The sequence below is a fragment of the Citricoccus parietis genome (genome assembly GCF_042433045.1).
Classification (GTDB): Bacteria; Actinomycetota; Actinomycetes; order Actinomycetales; family Micrococcaceae; genus Citricoccus; species Citricoccus parietis.
The window spans coordinates 1-18,043 of the sequence record NZ_JBHLWH010000042.1 but is presented as its reverse complement, the minus strand read 5'-3'; the positions used below and the strand labels follow the sequence as shown (position 1 = coordinate 18,043).

Here is an 18,043-nt window from a genome sequence, read left to right as displayed (position 1 = left end):
AATGTCCTCTGGATGTGACAGGTGCCGAGATCATCGACAGATCAGGCCAAACCGGCGAGATCAGGAGTGGCGGATCAGGCCCCGACCGTCTCGAAGGTGACCTCGGGGTGCGCCTCGCGGAGCTCCTCGAGGGTGATGCCGTGCAGCTCGCGAACCTTGACGATGCCGGAGGAGTCCAGCAGCAGCACGGCCTTGTCCGAGTAGATGCGGGACACGCAGCCCACCCCGGTCAGGGGGAAGGTGCACTCGGGCAGCAGCTTGACGTCGCCCTTCTTGGTGAAGAGGTCCATCATCACGTAGGTGTCCTTGGCCCCGATGGCCAGGTCCATGGCGCCACCCACGGCCGGGATGGCGCCGGGCTTGCCGGTGGACCAGTTGGCCAGGTCGCCCCGGGCGGAGACCTGATAGGCGCCCAGCACGCAGACGTCCAGGTGGCCGCCGCGCATCATGGCGAAGGAGTCGGCGTGGTGGAAATAGCTCGCGCCCGGCAGCTCGGTCACGGGGATCTTGCCGGCATTGATCAGGTCCCCGTCGATCTGGTCCCCGGTGGCCTGCGGGCCGAAGCCGAGCATGCCGTTCTCGGTGTGCAGCGTGACCTTCTTCTCCGGGGAGAGGTAGTTGGACACGGTGGTCGGCTGGCCGATGCCGAGGTTCACGAAGGACCCGGGCTGGATGTCCTCGGCGATGACCTGGGCCAGTTCGTCCTGGGTCAACGGGGCGTCGGTGCTGCGGAACTCGCTCATCTCGCTCATCCTCACTTCTCGGCGGCCAGCTCGGCCGCGGTCTTGGTGGCCAGGCAGGGCTTGGGTTGGCCGGCGGCGAGGGCTGCGCGCTCCTCGCGCTCCTTGACGCCGGACTCGGTCGGGATCCCGACGACGGTGTCCACGTAGATGCCCGGCGTCACCACGTGCTCGGGGTTCAGCGACTCCTCGAGGACCTCGTCCACCTGCACGATCGTGTGGGCGGCGGCGGTGGCCATGACCGGGCCGAAGTTGCGGGCGGTCTTGCGGTACACGAGGTTGCCGGAGGGGTCCGCCGCGTAGGCCTTGATCAGGGCGAAGTCGCCGCGGATCGGGGACTCCAGCACGTAGTGCCTGCCGTCGATCTCGCGGACCTCCTTGCCCTCGGCCAGCTGGGTGCCGTAGCCGGTGGGGCTGAAGAAGCCGCCGATGCCGGCACCGGCGGCCCGCATACGTTCGGCCAAGTTGCCCTGCGGGACGAGCTCGAGCTCGATCTCACCGGCACGGTAGGCCTCGTCGAAGTGCCAGGAATCGGACTGGCGCGGGAACGAGCAGATGATCTTGGCGACCCGCCGCTCCTTGATCAGCAGGGCCAGGCCGGCGTCGGCCTGCCCGGCGTTGTTGTTCACCACGGTCAGCCCGGTGGCGCCGGAATCCATCAGGGCGTCGATCAGCTCCATCGGCTGGCCGGCATTGCCGAATCCACCGATCAGCACCGTGGCGCCGTCGGTGATCCGGGAGACGGCCTGGGCGGCCGAGTCCACGAACTCAAGCATCGTTCCTCCTTGTAGCGGGGATGAGAGGGGTTCTTCTGTCAGGCCTGGTCTGCGTTGGCAGGACCGGGCCTGGCGCACGACGCCGGCCGGTGCCCTCCTCGCGGAAGGTGCCGGTCCGGCGTCGTGCCGGCGGGTGTGGTCTTCAGTCGACTTGGGGTGGGTGTTGGGCTCCCAGACCCACCCCAAGTCGACTGAAAACGTGAGGGGGTGGGGTCAGCGGGCGTTGACGTTCTCGAGGACCACGGCGAGGCCCTGACCCACGCCGATGCACAGGGCGGCGACGCCCCAGCGGTCGCCGGAGGCCTCGAGGCGGCGGGCCAGGGTGCCGAGCACGCGGGCGCCGGAGGCTCCGAGCGGGTGGCCGATGGCGATGGCCCCGCCCCACGTGTTGACAATGTCCAGGTCCACGCCCCAGGCGTCCGTGCAGGCCAGCGACTGGGCGGCGAAGGCCTCGTTGAGCTCCACGGCCGCGATGTCCTCCCACGTGATGCCGGCGCGCTTGATCGCCTGGTTGACGGCGTCCACCGGCGCGTAGCCGAAGTACTGCGGCTCGTTGGCGGCGGCGGCACGGCCGGCGATGCGGGCGAGCGGCTGCAGGCCGAGGATGTCCGAGGCCTTCTCCGAGCCGAGCCAGGCGGCGGAGGCACCGTCATTCATCGGGGAGGCGTTGCCGGCGGTGACCATGCCGTTCTCCTTGCGGAACACGGTGCGCAGGCCGGACAGGGACTCGGCGGTGGAGTCGGGCCGGATGGTCTCGTCCCGGGTCAGGTCCACGTCCGGGACCTGCACCGTCAGGTTGTCATACTTGCCCTCGTCCCAGGCCTTCGCGGCCAGCTGGTGGGAGTTCGCGGCGAACTCGTCCATGCGCTCGCGGGTGATGCCGTACTTCTCTCGCAGTTGCTCGGTGGCCTCGCCGAGGGAGACGGTCCACTCCTGGGGCATGTTCTTGTTGATCAGGCGCCAGCCGAGGGTGGTGTTGGCCAGCTCGAGGTTGTGCATGGGGAACGGGCGCTCGGTCTTGGGCAGCACCCAGGGAGCGCGGGACATGGACTCGACGCCGCCGATGAGCATGACGTCGGCCTCGCCCACGTTGATCTGGCGGGAGGCGATGATGGCGGCGTCCAGCGAGGAGCCGCACAGGCGGTTCACGGTGGTGCCGGGAATCGAGGTGGGCAGGCCGGCCAGCAGGGTGGCCATGCGGGCGACGTTGCGGTTCTCCTCGCCGGCGCCGTTGGCGTTGCCGAAGACGACCTCGTCGATCTTCTCGGCGCCGGACGCGCCTGCGGCGGCCAGCTTCGGAGCGCGCTTGACGGACTCGGCCACCACGAGGGCGGCGAGGTCGTCCGGGCGGGTCTTGGCGAGGGCGCCGCCGACCTTGCCGAAGGGGGTGCGGACGGCATCGTAGAGGTAGGCGTCCTGGTACTGGGTGCTCATGCGGGGTCCTTTCAGAGGTCCTTGCCGGCGGCCAGGTCCTCGTCCACTTGGGCGAAGACCTCCTGGGCCAGCTTGAAGGCGATGTTGGCGGCGGGGACAGAGGAGTAGATGGCGGTCTGCAGCAGGATCTCCTTGATCTCCTCCCGCGTCAGGCCGTTGCGCAGGGCCGCGCGGAGGTGCATGGCGGCCTCGTCCCAGTATCCGCCCGAGACCATCGCGGAGATGGTGACGGCCGAACGCATCCTGCGGTCCAGGCCCGGGCGGGTCCAGATGGTCCCCCAGGCGTAGCGCGTGATGAGGTTCTGGAAGTCCTCGGTGGTCTCGTCCTTGTTGGCCTCGGCCCGGTCCACGTGGGCGGTGCCGAGGACCTCGCGGCGCACGGCCATGCCGGCGTCGTAGACCTCCTGGGAGGTGCGGTCCATCTGGTGACCCACCGGCTGACCGGTCTGGTTCTCGCTCATGCGGTGAAGGCCTCCTTCAGGATGGTTGCGGTCTCGGCGGGCTTCTCGATCGGCGCCTGGTGCGCCACGTGCTCCAGCACATGGGCCTGACCGGAGGCGACGCCGGCCGCGATCGCCTCGCCGTCGGCCGGCGGGCAGACCCCGTCCTCGGCCCCGTGGAGGGCCACGATCGGGACGGTGATCTCCCCGAGGCGCTCACGCACGTCGAAGCCGCCGAGGGCCTCGCACAGCCGGGCGTAGGAGAAGCGGTCGGCCTCCTGCAGGGTGTGCAGCAGGCGGGTGGTGCGCTCGGCGTGCTGCTCGATGAACCCCTGGGCGAACCACTTCTCGGCGGAGCCGGCCACCATGGACGGGGTGCCGGCGGCCTCCACGAAGGTGGCGCGCTCCTGCCAGGCCTCGGTCTGGCCGATCTTCGCGGCGGAGCAGATCACGGCGATGCCGTCGAACAGGTCACCGTGGTCCAGGCCGAGCTGCAGGGCGACCGCACCGTTGATGGAGACGCCGGCGTAGTAGACCTTGGCCCCGGCCGGGATGGTCCCGGCCGCGTGCTGGGCCTTCACCAGGTCGGCCACGGCGTTGGCCAGGTCCGCCATGGCGATCGGCTCGTTGTGGGCCGGGGACTGGCCGTGGCCGGGCAGGTCCCAGCCGATGACCTGGAAGCGGTCCGCCAGCTCGTTGGCGGCCTCCGCCCAGAGGGCCTGGACTCCGGTGCCCAGGCCGGCCCCCACGAACAGGACGTCCTTGTCCGGGGCGGCCTCGCCCTCGCCGGCGAGGCGGATGGCGGTGATCTCTGGTGTGCTCACGTGGTGCTCCATTCTGCGAAATTGCGGTACTCGGCGACAAGGCGGTCCACCAGGGTGGTGGCCTCGCCGGTGTAGTTGGCCGGGTCCAGCAGGCCGTCCAGCTCGGCGTCCGAGACGGTGTCCGGCAGGGCGGCGCGCAGCAGGCTCCGGAAGTCGCTCACCTGCTGCTGGCCATCCTGCTGGCCGACCTGCGACTCCAGGCTGCGGTCCACAATCTCCTGCAACCGCTCTTTGCCCGAACCTGCCTGGCCGGAGCCGGCCTTGCCGCCGCTCTCTGGGCCACTCTCCTCGAGGAGCGGGGCGAGCTCGGCCATGAGCCGCTCGGAGACCAGCAGAGGCCCCACGCGATTCAGGTTCTCGGCCATGCGGTCCGTGTTGACGCGCAGGCCGGAGACGAGTTCCGCCGTCCGGGCGGCGGCTCCCCCGGCGGTGCGCATCAGCTGGCGCAGGGCGGGCCACTCGGCGTGCCAGGCCCCGTCCGGGCGTTCCTCGTTGGCGGCGCCGGCGGCGGTGAGGACCTGTGCGAGCGCGCCGGGGGCACCGAGGGCGCCGGCGTGGATCATCACGGACAGCACGGGGTTCTGCTTGTGCGGCATCGCGGAGGACCCGCCGCGGCCGGCGACCAGCGGCTCGCCGAGTTCGCCGTTCTCGATCCGGGCGGAGATCAGCACGTCATTGGCGATCTTCCCGCAGGCCGCCACCACATCGGCCAGCGCGGCGGCCAGCCCGGTGATGGGCATGCGGTTGGTCTGCCACGGTCCGACGGGGGCCTTCAGGCCCAGTCGCTGCGCCAGCTCCTCGACGAGGGTGAAGGCATCGGTGCCGGCGTCCAGCGTTCCGTCAGCCCGTGCTGTGGCCACGCGGCCGGCCAGGGCGGCCATGGTGCCCGCGGCGCCGCCCCACTGGATCGGCAGTTCCGCGGTGGCGGCCTCGAGCCGGCGGCCAGCCTGGGCCAGTCCGGACATCCAGCCGGCGGCCCGCAGGCCGAAGGTGGAGGGCAGGGAGTGCTGCGCAAGCGAGCGGGCCACCATGGGGGTCGCCCGGTGCTCGGTGGCCATCGCGGCCAGGGACCCGACGGCGGCGCGCAGGTCCGCCAGGATCGTCCCGGCGACCTGGGCGGCCATCCGCATCATGGCGGTGTCCATGATGTCCTGGCTGGTGGCACCCACGTGGATGGCGGAGGAGACCCCGGGCTCGGCGGGGGCGGCCTGCGCGGCCCGGGCCCGCATGGCCTTCAGCGCCGGGATCAGGACGTTTCCGCCGTTCTGGCCGGCGTGGGCGAGCCCGATCAGGTCGTAGTCGGCGAGGTGGCGCGGGTCGGCGGCTTCGGCGGCGGCCTCGGCCTGGCCGGCGGTGGCCATCCCGTGCTCGGCGAGGACGGCGGTCCACGCGGCCTCGACCTGCAGCAGGTGGAGCAGGTAGTTCGCGTCCGAGGACTGGAGCACTGCGGCGGTGCCGGAGGACAGGGGGTCCAGCAGGCCGGCGTCGGCCTCCACGGCCAGCGCCGTCAGCCCCGGCACTCCGGACAACCCGGCCAGACCAATTGAACCGGCTGGGCCGGCTGAACCGGACGCGGTGGCCTGGTGTTCTGACGGCGACGCGGGCGTGGACATCGGTGGGCGCTCTCCTGGGGTGGTGGGGTTGTTTCTAGGCTATCCGCACGGATGGCCCGGCGGGCCTTTGCGTCCGTTCTCTTCACGGAGGCGCAGGTCCCGCCGGGCCATCAGGCGGCGGTGTGCCGGGTGGTGCCGGCACTCATCCGCAGAACCGGATCAGTCGTGCACCGGGTACTCGATGCCGGGGAACTGCAGGAAGACGGTCTCCGTCTCGCCCTGCAGGTGGATGTCGAACCGCAGGGTGCCATCGGCCTCGCGCTCGGCGATCAGCGTCTGGCGGCGGTCCGCCTCCACGGAGGAGAGCAGCGCGTCCTTCTCGAGGGCGGCGGTGTCCTCCGGCAGGTAGATCCGGGTGTGCAGCTTGTTCATCAGGCCGCGGGCGAAGACCACCACGTGGATGAACGGCGCCTTGCCCTCCTCCGTCGGCCCCGGGTTGACGGTGGAGAAGGTGTAGGTGCCCACGTTGTCCGCGGTGGCCCGTCCCCAGCCGGTGAAGGTCCAGCCGTCGCGGACCAGCGAGCCGGTCTCCTGGGGGATCTGCCCGTTCTCGTCGGCCTGCCAGATCTCGATCATGGCGTCCGGGATCGGGTCCCCGGCGCCGTCGTAGACGGTGCCGGTCAGGCGCACGGCCTTCGGGCTGGCCGGGTTCACCAGGTGCTGGCCGTCCCGGAAGGGGATGTGCACGTTCTCGTACCCGGAGGCGTAGCCGAAGAACGGGCCGATGGTCTGGCCCGGGGTCGCCACCAGCTTCTCGCTCCCGTCGCGTGCCGCGGCCAACTGGTTCTGATCAATGCGCATCGGTGTCGCCCTCCATCCAGGTGCGGTTGCTGCCGGTCAGGACGATGTCCCAGTAGTAGCCGGTGTTCCACTCGTGCGTGGAGACGTTGTGGTCGTACGTAGCGACCAGGCGGTCGCGGGCCTTCTGGTCCGTGATCGACTGGTAGATCGGGTCCAGGCTGAACAGCGGATCGCCCGGGAAGTACATCTGGGTGATCATGCGCTGGGTGAAGTCCGTGCCGAACAGCGAGAAGTGGATGTGCGCCGGACGCCACGCGTTGTGGTGGTTCTTCCACGGGTACGGCGCCGGCTTGATGGTGGTGAACTCGTAGAAGCCCTTGTCATCGGTGATGGTACGGCCCACACCGGTGAAGTTGGGGTCCAGCGGCGCCGGGTGCTGATCGCGCTTGTGCACGTAGCGGCCGGAGGCGTTGGCCTGCCAGATCTCCACCAGCTGGTTGCGCACCGGGCGACCGTCGCCGTCCAGCACCCGGCCGCGGACCACCATGCGCTCGCCCAGCGGCTCGCCGTTGCCCTGGACGGTCAGGTCGGATTCCAGGGTGTGGACGTCCCGGTGGCCGAAGGCCGGGGACCACAGCTCGATGGTCTCCGGGTCGGTGTGGTGCATGTCCTTGGTGGGGTGGCGCAGCAGGGAGCTGCGGTACGGCGGGAAGTTCACGCGCGGCTGGGTCTCCCCGGACGCCGAGTCGTGGATGTCCTTGATCTCGGCGCTGATGGTCTCCTGGGAGTCCTGCGTCGCGGCGGGGTCGAGCACGTGGCTGTTGTCAAAGGTCTCGTCGTCCTCGACGACGGGTCCGGTGTTCTCGGTGATGTCATTGCTCACGGGCTGCTCCTTTCTACGGTTCTGGGTTCTGCAGTGGGCGGTTGATGGACGGTGGTGCGGTGAGGAGACCGGGCCCGACGTCGGCCGGTCCCCTCCAGCGCCGGCCTGCGGGCCGGCGTCGGGCACCGGTCAGGCGTGCGGCCAGCCGGTGTACGACTCGGCCAGGTACTGCTGGCCGTAGCGTGATGAGGTGACGGTCTCGAGCTCGCCGAGGGCGCGCTTGGTCTCGAACGGGTGGGCGTCCTTGCGGGTGTGGAGCATGGACGTCATCCAGTAGGAGAAGTTCTGGGCCTTCCAGACGCGCTTCAGGGCGGTCTCGGAGTAACCGTCCAGCAGCTCGCGGGAGCCGGTGGCGTAGAACGAGTCCAGGGCCTCGAACAGCACCTTGATGTCGGCGAACGCCAGGTTCAGGCCCTTGGCCCCGGTCGGCGGGACGGTGTGCGCGGCGTCACCGGCCAGGAACATGTTGCCGTGGCTCATGGGCTCGCGGACGAAGGAGCGGAAGCCGAGCACCGTCTTGTCGAAGATCGGGCCGGTCTTGAGCTGGAAGCCGTCCGGGCCGTCCACGCGCTTCTGCAGCTCCGACCAGATCCGGTCGTCGGACCAGTCCTCGGTCTTCTCCGCCGGATCGCACTGGAAGTACATCCGCTGGACGTTCGCGGAGCGCTGGGAGATCAGGGCGAAGCCGTGCGGGGAGTTCGCGTAGATCAGTTCCGGCGAGGACTTCGGGGCCTCGGTCAGGATGCCGAACCAGGCGAAGGGGTACTCGATCTTGAAGTCCTGGTGGCCCTGTTCCTGGCCCACGGCGCGGCGGCAGAAGGAGCGGGAGCCGTCAGCGCCCACGAGGACGTCGCAGTGGACCTCGTGGACGACGTCCGGGTCGGCACCGGCGGAGACGTCCTTGTAGCGGATCTTCGGGGTGTCCGACTTCAGGTCAGCCGCCTCGATGACCTCGGATTCGTAGCGGATGTCACCGCCGTCCCGCTTCCGGGCCGCGGCCAGGTCGATGAACACCTCGTTCTGGGCGTACAGGGTGACCGTGGCGTCCACGAGGTCCGGGAAGTTCAGCGGGTGGGACTCCCCGTTGAAGCGCAGGTCGATGCCCTCGTGCTCGTCACCGTGAGCCAGCACGCGGCCGTCCACGCCGGACTCCGTCAGCATCTTGACGGCCTGCTGTTCCAGGATTCCCGCGCGGTGGGTGTTCTTGATGGTCTCGTGGTCCCGCAGTTCGATGACCACGTTATCGATGCCCTGCTTCGAGAGCAGGTGGGAGAGCAGGAGCCCGGCGGGGCCGCCTCCGACGATGCCCACCTTCGTCCGGGTGAGCTGTGGTGTATCTGCCCTGTCTGCGCTGGCTGCCATTCCAACTCCTTCGTGGTGCGGGCTCCGCGGGTGGGCCTGGCCTCAACGCGCGGGGATGTCGTCACGGCCGCAGGCTGCAGAGCCGGGCCTTCTGCCACCAGTGTGATGGAGCGTACAGACGTTTGACGGATCGATTCTCACTGAGTGAGAAGGCTGACCGCGATGCAGGTCACCCCCCGGTGCCCGGCAGCGCCACTGGCGGGTGCTGCGGGAACACCGTGTCCGACGCCGGCATGGCCGCCTGGGGGCCCAACGCGCGGCTGATACCGCGAGCCGCGGCGAGCAGCATCGGAGCCAGGCCGGGCCGGAATTCCGAGGAGCGGGGCACCACCACACCGAGTGCCGCCACGGCATGGCCCTCTGGCGAGAGGACCGGCACGGCGACGCCGGTGGACTCCGAGTCGATCTGCCCGTCCACCGAGGCCCAACCCCGGCGGCGGGTCTCCGCCAGTTGCTGGCGCAGCACGGGCTCGGTGGGGTTGACCACCCCGCGGGCGTTGCCGGGGCCGGCATCGTGTCCCGGACCAGCCACCGGGGCGCCGAGTTCCGCGGCGTGGTCAGCGAGGAGGGATTCCGTGACGTGGCGCCGGGCGAAGGCCAGCAGCACGAGCCCAAGCGAGGTGGTGAACGTGGGCATGCGGCCGGCGACGGTGGCCTGGTTGGGCACGGCGCCGCGCGCGGAGAGCCGCTCGAGGACCAGCACCCCGTGGGCGTCCAGCACCGCGATCTGCGTGTGTTGTCGCAGCACCGCCTGGACGTCGTCCATGTACGGCATGGCGGCCTGGCGCAGCGAGGTCCCGGGCGAGGAGCGCGAGGCCAGTTCCCACAGTTTCATCCCGGGACGGACGTCACCGCCCGAGCGTTCCAGCAGTCCGGCCGCGGTGAGCCGATCCACCCAGCGGTAGGCGGTGGGCAGGGGGATGGCCGCGCGGCGGGCGAGGGCCGCAATCGAGAGGGTGGATCGCTCGGCGTCAAAGGCGCCGAGGATCCGGATCAGCCGGTCCAGGGTGCTGTCCCCTTCCGACCGCCTGCTTCGGGGGCTCTCCGTCATGGTGCGAGCCTACCGAGATCGGCGTCCGCCCTGCGCTCCGCGCGCCAGCGTCGCGTCGTCCACGCGGGCACCGTCCACGCCGTCGGCCATGACACCCGGTGGCCGCGTCACGGGCCGGGTGCGCGTCGGGCCGGGGCCCGGCACCGGACCGTCAGTGTGGCGGCACCAGCGTTCGCGTTCGCCGTCCGACAGGTCCTCCCAGGCCGGCGCCGGCGGCTGGCCCAGTCCAGGCAGCAACGACATCCGCTGCTCGTAGAGCGCACGGCCGGCCTGCTCCCGGGCTGCGAAATCAATGGTCACATCTCGATTTTAGCCCCTGCGGCCGGCTTTCCGCTCAGGACCGTCAGGACTTTCGACTCCGGTACCACCGCTGCCCAGCGGTCGAGGCCGTGGTGGTCATCCATTCCAGCGGGCCCTGGGACCGCTCCGTGACATTGCGCCAGAGGACCACGAACAGCAGAGCCAGGCTCAGTTGCAGCCAGAACGAGATGTACGGGGTCTCCTGCAGCAGTCCGGTCGCCAGGAAGATCAGGTGGACCACGTAGAGCGTGAGCGTCATGGAGCCGACCAGGGCCAACGGCCGGAGCCACTGCCCGATCCGCTGACCCAGCCAGAGCATGGCTCCCAGACAGGCCAGGGCCCAGCCGAGGGTATTGAGGACTTCCACGGGGGTCTCCGAGTACGGTGACAGCATCAGCAGCCACCAGCCCGAGTTGATGTCCGGGGTGGTGAACTCCAGCCCCCAGGTCAGTGACCGCACCAGCTCGTCCTCCGTCAGCCCGGGCGTGGTCGCGAGGACCCGGTCGAACCCGCCGAGGACCTCGATGGACAACCATGAGACCAGCCAGGTGGCCAGTGCCATGGTCAGACCCACCACCATCAGCCTGAGGTGGGTGTCCCGCAGGGTCAGGTTGAACCGTCCGACGGCGAGGCCGGCGAAGAGGAAGGCGGACCACGCCAGGACGGGGTACGTGCCGGTGACCAGCAGTGCGGCGATCGTGCCGTCCGGCTGGGCGACGAGGGACCCGAGTGATGGGTCGTAACCGTCCAGGTTCGGCATCGCGTTGCCGACGAGGTGGATGAACAACGTTCCCGCCAGCGCGAACACGCCGGCCACGGTGGCGATCATCGGCGCTGGCGCCCCGAGCAGAGGTATGGCCATGAGGAACATGACACCGTAGTAGGTCAGGATGATGCCGGCCGGCGGGTCGAGGATCGCCAGCATCAGCCCGATGACGATGAGCACCACGGCCCGGATGGCGATGCCGACCCGCTTGGCCGCCAGGGCCTCGCCGGTCACCGGCTTGTTGCCGCCGGTCATCAGCGCCAGGGAGACGCCGGCCAGGAACGTGAACAAGGCGGCCGAGATGCCCGAGCCGATCTCCCAGATCAGGGTGGGCTCCCCGGCCTCGGTGATCTCAGGCAGGACGTGGATGGAGATCATGCCGATCAGCGCGAGCCCGCGGGCGGCGTCGAGGCCGACGATCCGCCTCGACCGGCGTGGCACGGCAGCCACGGCCCCGTCCTGGGTGCCGAGGCGATCCGCTGGTCCGTCCGTCGGGGTCACCGGCCGACCTGTCCGGCCGCGGCCTCGGCGGGAAGCCAGCCGGTGGGCACCCGGGCGGGATCCGCCGGCGCGCCCATCTCGGTGACCGTTCCGGCCAGGACATGGCGCAGCTCGCGCCGCTGCTCCTCGGTCAGATCGACCAGTGGCAGGCGCACCGGTCCGCCGGGTAGCCCCAGGTCACCGAGGGCAGCCTTGGCCGACGCGGCACCGGGGGCCCAGAACATCCCGCGGAAGATCGGCATGAGGTGGCGGTGCAGCGCCAGGGCCTCCGCGTTCCGGCCGTGGACGTGATGCTGCAACAGCTGGGTGAGCTGGTCACCCACCACGTGGCCGACCACCGACACGAAACCGGTGGCCCCCACGGACAGCCAGGGCAGGTTCAGCGCATCGTCACCCGAGTAGTACGCCAGGTGTGTCTGCCCCATGACCTCGGTGGCCCCCTCGAGGTCACCCTTGGCCTCCTTGACGGCCAGGATGCGTGGGTGCCGCGCGGCGGCCAGGACCGTCTCGGTCTCGATCGCGATGCCGGTGCGCTTGGGGATGTCGTAGATCATCACCGGAAGCTTGGTGGCATCGGCCACGGCCAGCAGGTGCTTCAGCAGTCCGGTCTGGCCCGGGCAGGAATAATAGGGTGCCACGACGAGCAGCCCGTCAGCCCCGGCCGAGGCCGCCTCCTTGGCCAGTTTGATGCTGTGGGCCGTACTCCCGGCCCCGACGCCGGCGATCACCTTGCCGCCGTGGGCTGCGACACCCCGCTTGGCGGCGCGGATGGCCCGGGACTTCTCCCGGTCGGTGGTGGAGATGGACTCACCGGTGGTGCCGTTGACCACCACGGAATCGTTCCAGCCGTCGCGGGTCAGACACGCCGCCAGCCATTCCGTGCCCCGTTCGTCCAGCCGGCCGGCGTGGTCGAACGGCGTCACCATGGCGGTGATGACCCGGCCGAACGCAGCGGAGGCCGCGTTCGGGGCGTTGGCGGTGGTCGAGTCGGTGTCGAACCTGTCGGGAACCATACTCATCGTGCTTGCCCTTCAGTCGTGGTGGTGCGGTTGATCGGATCGGTGCCAAGGGAGCCGGACGGGGCGGGAACGGCCACGGATGGGCCGGCTGACGCGGTCCACTTCCGGTCCCAGCGGCTGATGGGATTACCGGCCCAGCGTCCGTGGGCCGGGACGGTCTCCTGGGCCATGACCAACGAGCCGGGACCCACGGTCGCACCGTCTTCGACGACGCTTCCGGGCAGCAGCACGCTGTTCGGGCCCAAGGTGGAACGATCCTCCATCCGGACAGGATCGATCCGCATGATGCGATCGTGGAACAGATGGGTCTGGAGCACGGTGCCCCGATTGATGCTGACCCCGTGGCCGATCTCGATGACGTCGAACTCCGGCAGCCACCAGGTCTCGCACCACACGCGGCGGCCGACCTTCGCCCCCATGAGCCGCAGCCAGATGTTGAGCATCGGTGTGCCCAGGCTCATCCTGACCAGCCCGGGCACCGCCAGGGACTCGGAGAACACGTCCGCGAGCTCGTTCCGCCAGATGAAGCTCGTCCACAGGGCGTGCCGGCCGGGTTTGAACCGCCCGACCAGGGCCCACTTGGCCACCAGGGCGATGATGCAGGCCACGGTGCTGCTGGCGAGCATCACCAGCCCTGACAGTGCCACCGCAGCCCAGAACCCGCCGTTGTCCAGGATCTCGGAGATGACCCAGACGGCGGCCAGGGCCAGCCAGGCGGCGATCATGAACGGCAGGAGGCGGAAGGTTTCCACGGCCGCACGGGCGGCGACGAGCTTCGTGGGAGGGTCATAGGTCAACCCGGAGTCTGCGCCGTCGACCGGCCGGGGCAGCTCGACGGGGGGGCGTCCGAAGAAGTTGGAGGCCTCCGGCATGTCCCGCGGCGCCGAGGAGAGCACGGCCACGAGGGAGCGGTCCGGAACGTGGCGGTCCGGACCGATGACGGCCGAGTTGCCGACGAAGGACCGGCTCCCCACGGAGGACGGACCCACGTGCATCCACCCCCGGCGAACCCGTGCGGAGGTGCCCATCGAGTGGTCGGCCATGAAGGACCGGTCGCCCAGGACGGTCAGGTGCGGGATCGACTCCATCGTCGAGATCTCCACGTGGCGTCCCACCCGGGCACCGAGGAGTCGGAACCACAGCGGGGTCAGGACGCTGGCGTAGATCGGATAGACCGCAATGAGGGTCTTGGCCAGCAACAGGTTGCTGAGCCACACCGCCCAGCCGGCCGCCGAATGCAACGGGTGCATTCCGGGAACGATCAGCCGGGACAGCAATCGGACCGCCCCTGCGATCAGGGACAGGAAGGTCAGCACCGTGATCACGGCGAACACGGGGACCACCGCGGCCAGGGCCCACAGCACGTCGGAGAGCAGTGTCAGCTGCTGGAACTGAACGGTCCACATCACCACGAGGGATCCCGGCACCACCGACACCATCGGCAGCAGGCCCATGCCGAACAGGGACAGCGGGAAGAGCAGCTGGACCCCACGGCGCCCGTGATGGGGCCGGCCGGACACCGGCCACTCGTCACCGGCCTCGCCGATGTACTCCATCTGCGAGCCCGCCCAGCGTTCACCGGCCGGGACCCGGCCGGAGACCACGGTCCCGGGATCGACCTCGGCGTTCTCCTCCAGGCACGCGCCGTCCATGAGCACGGATCGGGTGCCCACGCGGGTTCCCGTGCCGATCTCCAGCGCGCCGACGTGGAGGTGGTCACCGTCCAGCCAATGCCCGCCCAGGTCGACTTCATACTCGATCGATGCGCAGGCGCCGACGCTCATCAGGCCGGTGACCGGCGGCATGGCATCCAGGTGGACGTCCCGCCCGATCCGGTTGCCGAGCAGACGGGCGTAGGTGATGCCCCAGGAGGTCCCCATGATCGGTTCCAGCTTGCCGAAGGTCACGATCCGTTCGGCGGCCCAGATCCTCAGGTGGACCGCTCCGCCCCGCGGATAGGTCCCGGGCGCGATCCCGGCGGTCAGCAGCCGCGATGCCCCTGCGGCGAACAGGATCCGCGAGGGCAGGCTGAACAGCACGACCCACGCGGTGATCAGGATCCACACCGGCGGATTGGGCACCCACAGGGTCGGGAAGGGTGCCACGTTGAACAGGAACCAGCACACGATGCCGATGCCGGTCAGGTACCGCAGACCGGTGATCCCGTAGAGACCCAGGATGACGGGAAGCTGGACCAGCCCCGTCCACCACGGGGTGGGTTCACGCTCGCGCTCCTCATCCTCGCCGGACTCCAGGCCTTCCAGGTGCGCAGCAAGCGCTCCCAGGGTGGGGTGGGCGTAGATGTCCGCGATGGACACGTCCGGGTACTGGGCGCGCAGCTTCCCGACGAGGTGGGCCGCCGCCAGGCTGGCTCCTCCCGAGGCGAAGAAGTCGCTGTCCCCGTCCAGTGGGAGCGGGCCGAGCAGCTCAGCCCACAGGTCGGCGATCCAGCCCTCGGTCCCGCTCAGCTGGTGCCCCGAGCCGTCGGCCTGCTGCACCGGCCAGGGCAGGGCCTTGCGGTCCACCTTGCCGGAGGTCTTCAGCGGCAACTCGTCCATGACAGCCAGCGCCGGCACCAATTGGGCCGGAAGCTGCTCGGCCAGACGGCGCCGCAATGCACCCAGGTCCAGGGTGGTTCCCGGCTCAGGCAACAGGTAGCCGGCCAGAACCTTGTTCCCGCTCGGGGTGGACTGCACGGCGGCGGCGCCGGCGGCCACGCCGGGCAGACGGCTCAGGGTGTCATCGATCTCACCGAGTTCAATGCGGCGGCCACCGAGCTTGATCTGGTCGTCCACGCGACCGGCGAAGAGCAGACCGTCGGGTTCGGCGACCACGAGGTCGCCGCTGCGGTAGGCGCGCTCCCAACCCAGGGCCGGCATCGGGGCGTACTTCTCGGCGTCCTTGTCCGCGTCCAGGTACCGTCCCAGCCCGACGCCGCCGATGATGAGCTCACCGGTCTCGCCCCACCGGACCGGATTGCCCTGGGGGTCGACGACGGCCAGCTCCCATCCCCGCAACGGCAGCCCGATCGACACCGGGCCGCTCCCATCCAGCGCGGCGCCGCAGGCGATGACGGTTGCCTCGGTCGGGCCATAGGTGTTCCACAGTTCCCGCCCCGGTCCGGCCAGCCGCGTCACGAGTTCACCCGGCAGGGCCTCGCCGCCGAAGATCAGCAGGCGGATGTTGTCCAGGGCCTCCTGCGGCCACATCGCCGCCAGGGTGGGCACAGTGGAGACAGCGGTGATGCGCCGCTCGGCCAGCCAGGGGCCGAGATCCTCACCGGAACGGACGAGCGAGCGTGGTGCCGGCACCAGGCAGGCACCGTTGCGCCAGGCCAGCCACATCTCCTCACAGGAGGCGTCGAACGCCACCGACAGTCCGGCCAGCACCCGGTCCCCCCGCGTCAGCGGCTCGCCCTGGAGGAACATCTGCGCCTCGGCGTCGGCCCAGGCCGCAGCGGACCGGTGGGTGATGGCCACGCCCTTGGGCTTGCCCGTGGAGCCCGAGGTGAAGATGATCCACGCGTCGTCCTCCGGATGCGGCTCGGGGGCCCCGCCCACCGTGGCCACGCCCGGCCGGGCCGCGATCGTCAGGCCCTCGGTCACGACGGCGCACACCCCGGCCTCGGCCCAGACCGTGCCGGCGCGCTCGTCCGGCTCGTCCGCGTCGACGGGCACGTAGGCGGCACCGGCCGTGAGGGTCCCGAGGATCGCCACGTAGAGGTCGATACTGCCGGAGGGCACACGGATTCCCACGCGGTCTCCCGCGCCGATGTCCATGGACCACAGTCGCCGGGCCATCTCGTCCACCCGTTCACCGAACTCGGCGTAGCTGAGGGCGGTGGTGCCGTCGTCTACGGCCTGGGCCCCCGGGTAGCTGGCGATGGTCTCCCGCAGGATGTCGACGAGGGTCCGGGGTGCGGCGGCCGGCCCACCGGAGTAGCAGGCCAGGTCGTCCGTGAGGGCCGGATCCTGCGTACGACCGTGTTCGGTCTCGGCCGTCAGGACGGCGTTGCCGCGTCCCCCACCCGAGGTCGTCGGGGTCGGTTCATCGTTCGCCGTGGCATTTCGGTGGTCCTGCGACAATTTTCCCCCATGAGTCGGTACGGGGTGATTCCTCATCCCCGGTCTCTTCGGCCTGTCGTGGGACCGCTCGACGGTCCGGAGGCATGCAGACCCGTGCCCCGCATGTGCGTACCCACCGGCCGGTAACAGGAGCGTTACGGGATAGCGGCCGGTGGGCACGTGCTGCCCTCTAAGACCGTATGCATACGGTCTACTGGTTCTTCACCTGTCCGGTACCCGATCTCCACGTGGACTTCAGAGATCTACTGGCGGGTAACCCTCGGACCGATGAGTCGGGTTCCTCCACCGGGACCTGGATAGCCCAGTCAGAGGGGAATGTGGACGGACCACGGGAGGCGACCGCCTCGCGAGGGTGCGAAGGAGGCTCCTGCGCTCGGGACGGTGTCGAGGCGGCCGATCCGGAACCGGGACGGCGTCGGGCAGCTTCGGGCGGCGTCGGGTGGCTTCGGCGCGGCCCATAATGGAGGCATGAAGGGCCCCCTGCGCCGGAACCGGCGCACCACATCGGTCACGGCGCCGACCGCAGTCGTGATGATCGCCGTGGCGATCGCCGCGACCGTCGCCGGTTGCATGGTGGCGCCCCCGCCGGCCGGTGGACCGTCCGGTGGGCCCACGGCGCCGGCATCGAAGGAGCCGATGGAGCCGACGCCGGCCACCTCGGGACCGTGCCGCCGCCTCTCGGACGGGGAGGTCCGCTTCGACACCGGGGACGCCCAACGCGTGGTGTTCGCCCTCGGCCACCAGCGCGAGACCACCGAGGCGACCCTGACGAGCTGCCATCGAGTGCAGGGCGGATACGCGGAGGAATGGGTCCGGCCGGCCAGGATCGGCTCCGGTGGGTTCGGCCCCGTGGACACGACCCAGGTCAATACCCTGCAGACCCCGACGGGGTCCTACACGATGACCGAGGGGTTCGGACGAGTGGACCCGGGAACGGAGCTGGAATACCACGAGCTGTCGCCCGACAGCCACTGGGGCGGCCGGCCGGGACCGCACTTCAACCAGTACTTCGAGGGTGAGGGCCAGTGGCCGGACGAAGGCCTGTGGGAGCTGATGGAGGAAGGGCTCTACGAGCAGGCCGTCGTGGTCAACTTCAACCGGCCCCCGGACACCGAGGCCCGGCCCGGCCTCTCCTTCGCGATCTTCCTGCACGCCGGCATGGCGGAGTCGTGGGGTTGCGTGTCCACGGATACGGACACCGTCGTGCAGGTCCTCCGCAACGCCGTGCCCGGCGACCAGTTCGTCCTGGGTGCCGAAGGAGACGTCTTCACCACCGGCAGCGCGACGCCGACTGACGGCCCGGCCGACGGCGGGGCCGGTGTCCGGATTGATTGACCACGCAGTGCGCCCCGGCAACCGCAGCACCGTCGTGCGTCGCGGCCGCCGGGGCACACTGTCCCGGTTGGTGTGGTCGGCGTAGCCCTACCGGGCGATGGCATCCTCGGGGCGGAAGCCCTTCTTGGCGAGCTGGATCTGTTCGTAGACGTGGTGGCGGAGTTCGGAGAAGC

At 70.2% G+C, this 18,043-nt stretch carries 15 protein-coding genes; 1 reads left to right on the top strand and 14 read right to left on the bottom strand.

Translation table 11 applies throughout. The features are described from left to right. Positions 1 to 74: 74 nt before the first annotated feature. The 14 genes from ACFFIO_RS14185 to ACFFIO_RS14120 form a co-directional block, all read right to left on the bottom strand. Positions 75 to 752 (bottom strand): 3-oxoacid CoA-transferase subunit B, encoded by a 678-nt coding sequence (locus tag ACFFIO_RS14185; protein WP_378042777.1) that lies wholly within the window; start codon positions 750 to 752, stop codon positions 75 to 77. A gap of 2 nt (positions 753 to 754) precedes the next feature. Continuing rightward, on the bottom strand, positions 755 to 1,516 hold the full coding sequence (locus ACFFIO_RS14180; protein WP_378042775.1) for a 3-oxoacid CoA-transferase subunit A: 762 nt from the start codon (positions 1,514 to 1,516) through the stop codon (positions 755 to 757). Positions 1,517 to 1,729: 213 nt separating this feature from the next. Next, on the bottom strand, positions 1,730 to 2,950 hold the full coding sequence (locus tag ACFFIO_RS14175) for a thiolase family protein (RefSeq protein WP_378042773.1): 1,221 nt from the start codon (positions 2,948 to 2,950) through the stop codon (positions 1,730 to 1,732). 11 nt (positions 2,951 to 2,961) lie between these two features. Then, positions 2,962 to 3,411 (bottom strand): 4-carboxymuconolactone decarboxylase, encoded by a 450-nt coding sequence (gene pcaC, locus ACFFIO_RS14170; protein WP_378042772.1) that lies wholly within the window; start codon positions 3,409 to 3,411, stop codon positions 2,962 to 2,964. Beyond that, on the bottom strand, positions 3,408 to 4,214 hold the full coding sequence (locus ACFFIO_RS14165; RefSeq protein ID WP_378042770.1) for an alpha/beta fold hydrolase: 807 nt from the start codon (positions 4,212 to 4,214) through the stop codon (positions 3,408 to 3,410). The genes pcaC and ACFFIO_RS14165 overlap by 4 nt, the downstream gene beginning before the upstream one ends. Further along, positions 4,211 to 5,827 carry a lyase family protein gene (locus ACFFIO_RS14160; RefSeq protein ID WP_378042768.1) on the bottom strand — a complete coding sequence of 539 codons (1,617 nt, stop codon included), beginning with the start codon at positions 5,825 to 5,827 and terminating at the stop codon, positions 4,211 to 4,213. Before ACFFIO_RS14160 ends, ACFFIO_RS14165 begins: the two co-directional genes overlap by 4 nt. A 159-nt stretch (positions 5,828 to 5,986) precedes the next feature. Then, positions 5,987 to 6,628, bottom strand: a complete 642-nt coding sequence (gene pcaG, locus ACFFIO_RS14155) for a protocatechuate 3,4-dioxygenase subunit alpha (RefSeq protein ID WP_378042766.1) — start codon at positions 6,626 to 6,628, stop codon at positions 5,987 to 5,989. After that, a complete protein-coding gene (gene pcaH, locus ACFFIO_RS14150) occupies positions 6,618 to 7,382 on the bottom strand; it encodes a protocatechuate 3,4-dioxygenase subunit beta (RefSeq protein WP_159555139.1) in 765 nt (254 codons plus the stop codon). Before pcaH ends, pcaG begins: the two co-directional genes overlap by 11 nt. Before the next feature lie 198 nt (positions 7,383 to 7,580). Then, positions 7,581 to 8,813 carry a 4-hydroxybenzoate 3-monooxygenase gene (locus ACFFIO_RS14145; protein WP_378042764.1) on the bottom strand — a complete coding sequence of 411 codons (1,233 nt, stop codon included), beginning with the start codon at positions 8,811 to 8,813 and terminating at the stop codon, positions 7,581 to 7,583. A gap of 169 nt (positions 8,814 to 8,982) precedes the next feature. After that, positions 8,983 to 9,864 (bottom strand): IclR family transcriptional regulator, encoded by an 882-nt coding sequence (locus tag ACFFIO_RS14140; protein ID WP_378042762.1) that lies wholly within the window; start codon positions 9,862 to 9,864, stop codon positions 8,983 to 8,985. 9 nt (positions 9,865 to 9,873) lie between these two features. Further along, a complete protein-coding gene (locus tag ACFFIO_RS14135; protein WP_378042761.1) occupies positions 9,874 to 10,164 on the bottom strand; it encodes a hypothetical protein in 291 nt (96 codons plus the stop codon). Between the two features lie 43 nt (positions 10,165 to 10,207). Continuing rightward, a complete protein-coding gene (locus ACFFIO_RS14130) occupies positions 10,208 to 11,431 on the bottom strand; it encodes a heparan-alpha-glucosaminide N-acetyltransferase domain-containing protein (RefSeq protein WP_378042760.1) in 1,224 nt (407 codons plus the stop codon). Next, positions 11,428 to 12,450: a 4-hydroxy-tetrahydrodipicolinate synthase gene (gene dapA / locus ACFFIO_RS14125; RefSeq protein WP_378042758.1), complete on the bottom strand. Its 1,023-nt coding sequence runs from the start codon at positions 12,448 to 12,450 to the stop codon at positions 11,428 to 11,430. The genes ACFFIO_RS14130 and dapA overlap by 4 nt, the downstream gene beginning before the upstream one ends. Next, positions 12,447 to 16,400 carry a Pls/PosA family non-ribosomal peptide synthetase gene (locus ACFFIO_RS14120; RefSeq protein ID WP_446681846.1) on the bottom strand — a complete coding sequence of 1,318 codons (3,954 nt, stop codon included), beginning with the start codon at positions 16,398 to 16,400 and terminating at the stop codon, positions 12,447 to 12,449. The genes dapA and ACFFIO_RS14120 overlap by 4 nt, the downstream gene beginning before the upstream one ends. A gap of 603 nt (positions 16,401 to 17,003) precedes the next feature. On the opposite strand from ACFFIO_RS14120, the gene ACFFIO_RS14115 reads away from it, so the two are divergent. After that, positions 17,004 to 17,870, top strand: coding sequence for a hypothetical protein (locus ACFFIO_RS14115; RefSeq protein ID WP_378042754.1), 867 nt, complete (start codon positions 17,004 to 17,006; stop codon positions 17,868 to 17,870). The last annotated feature ends 173 nt before the right edge of the window (positions 17,871 to 18,043 follow it).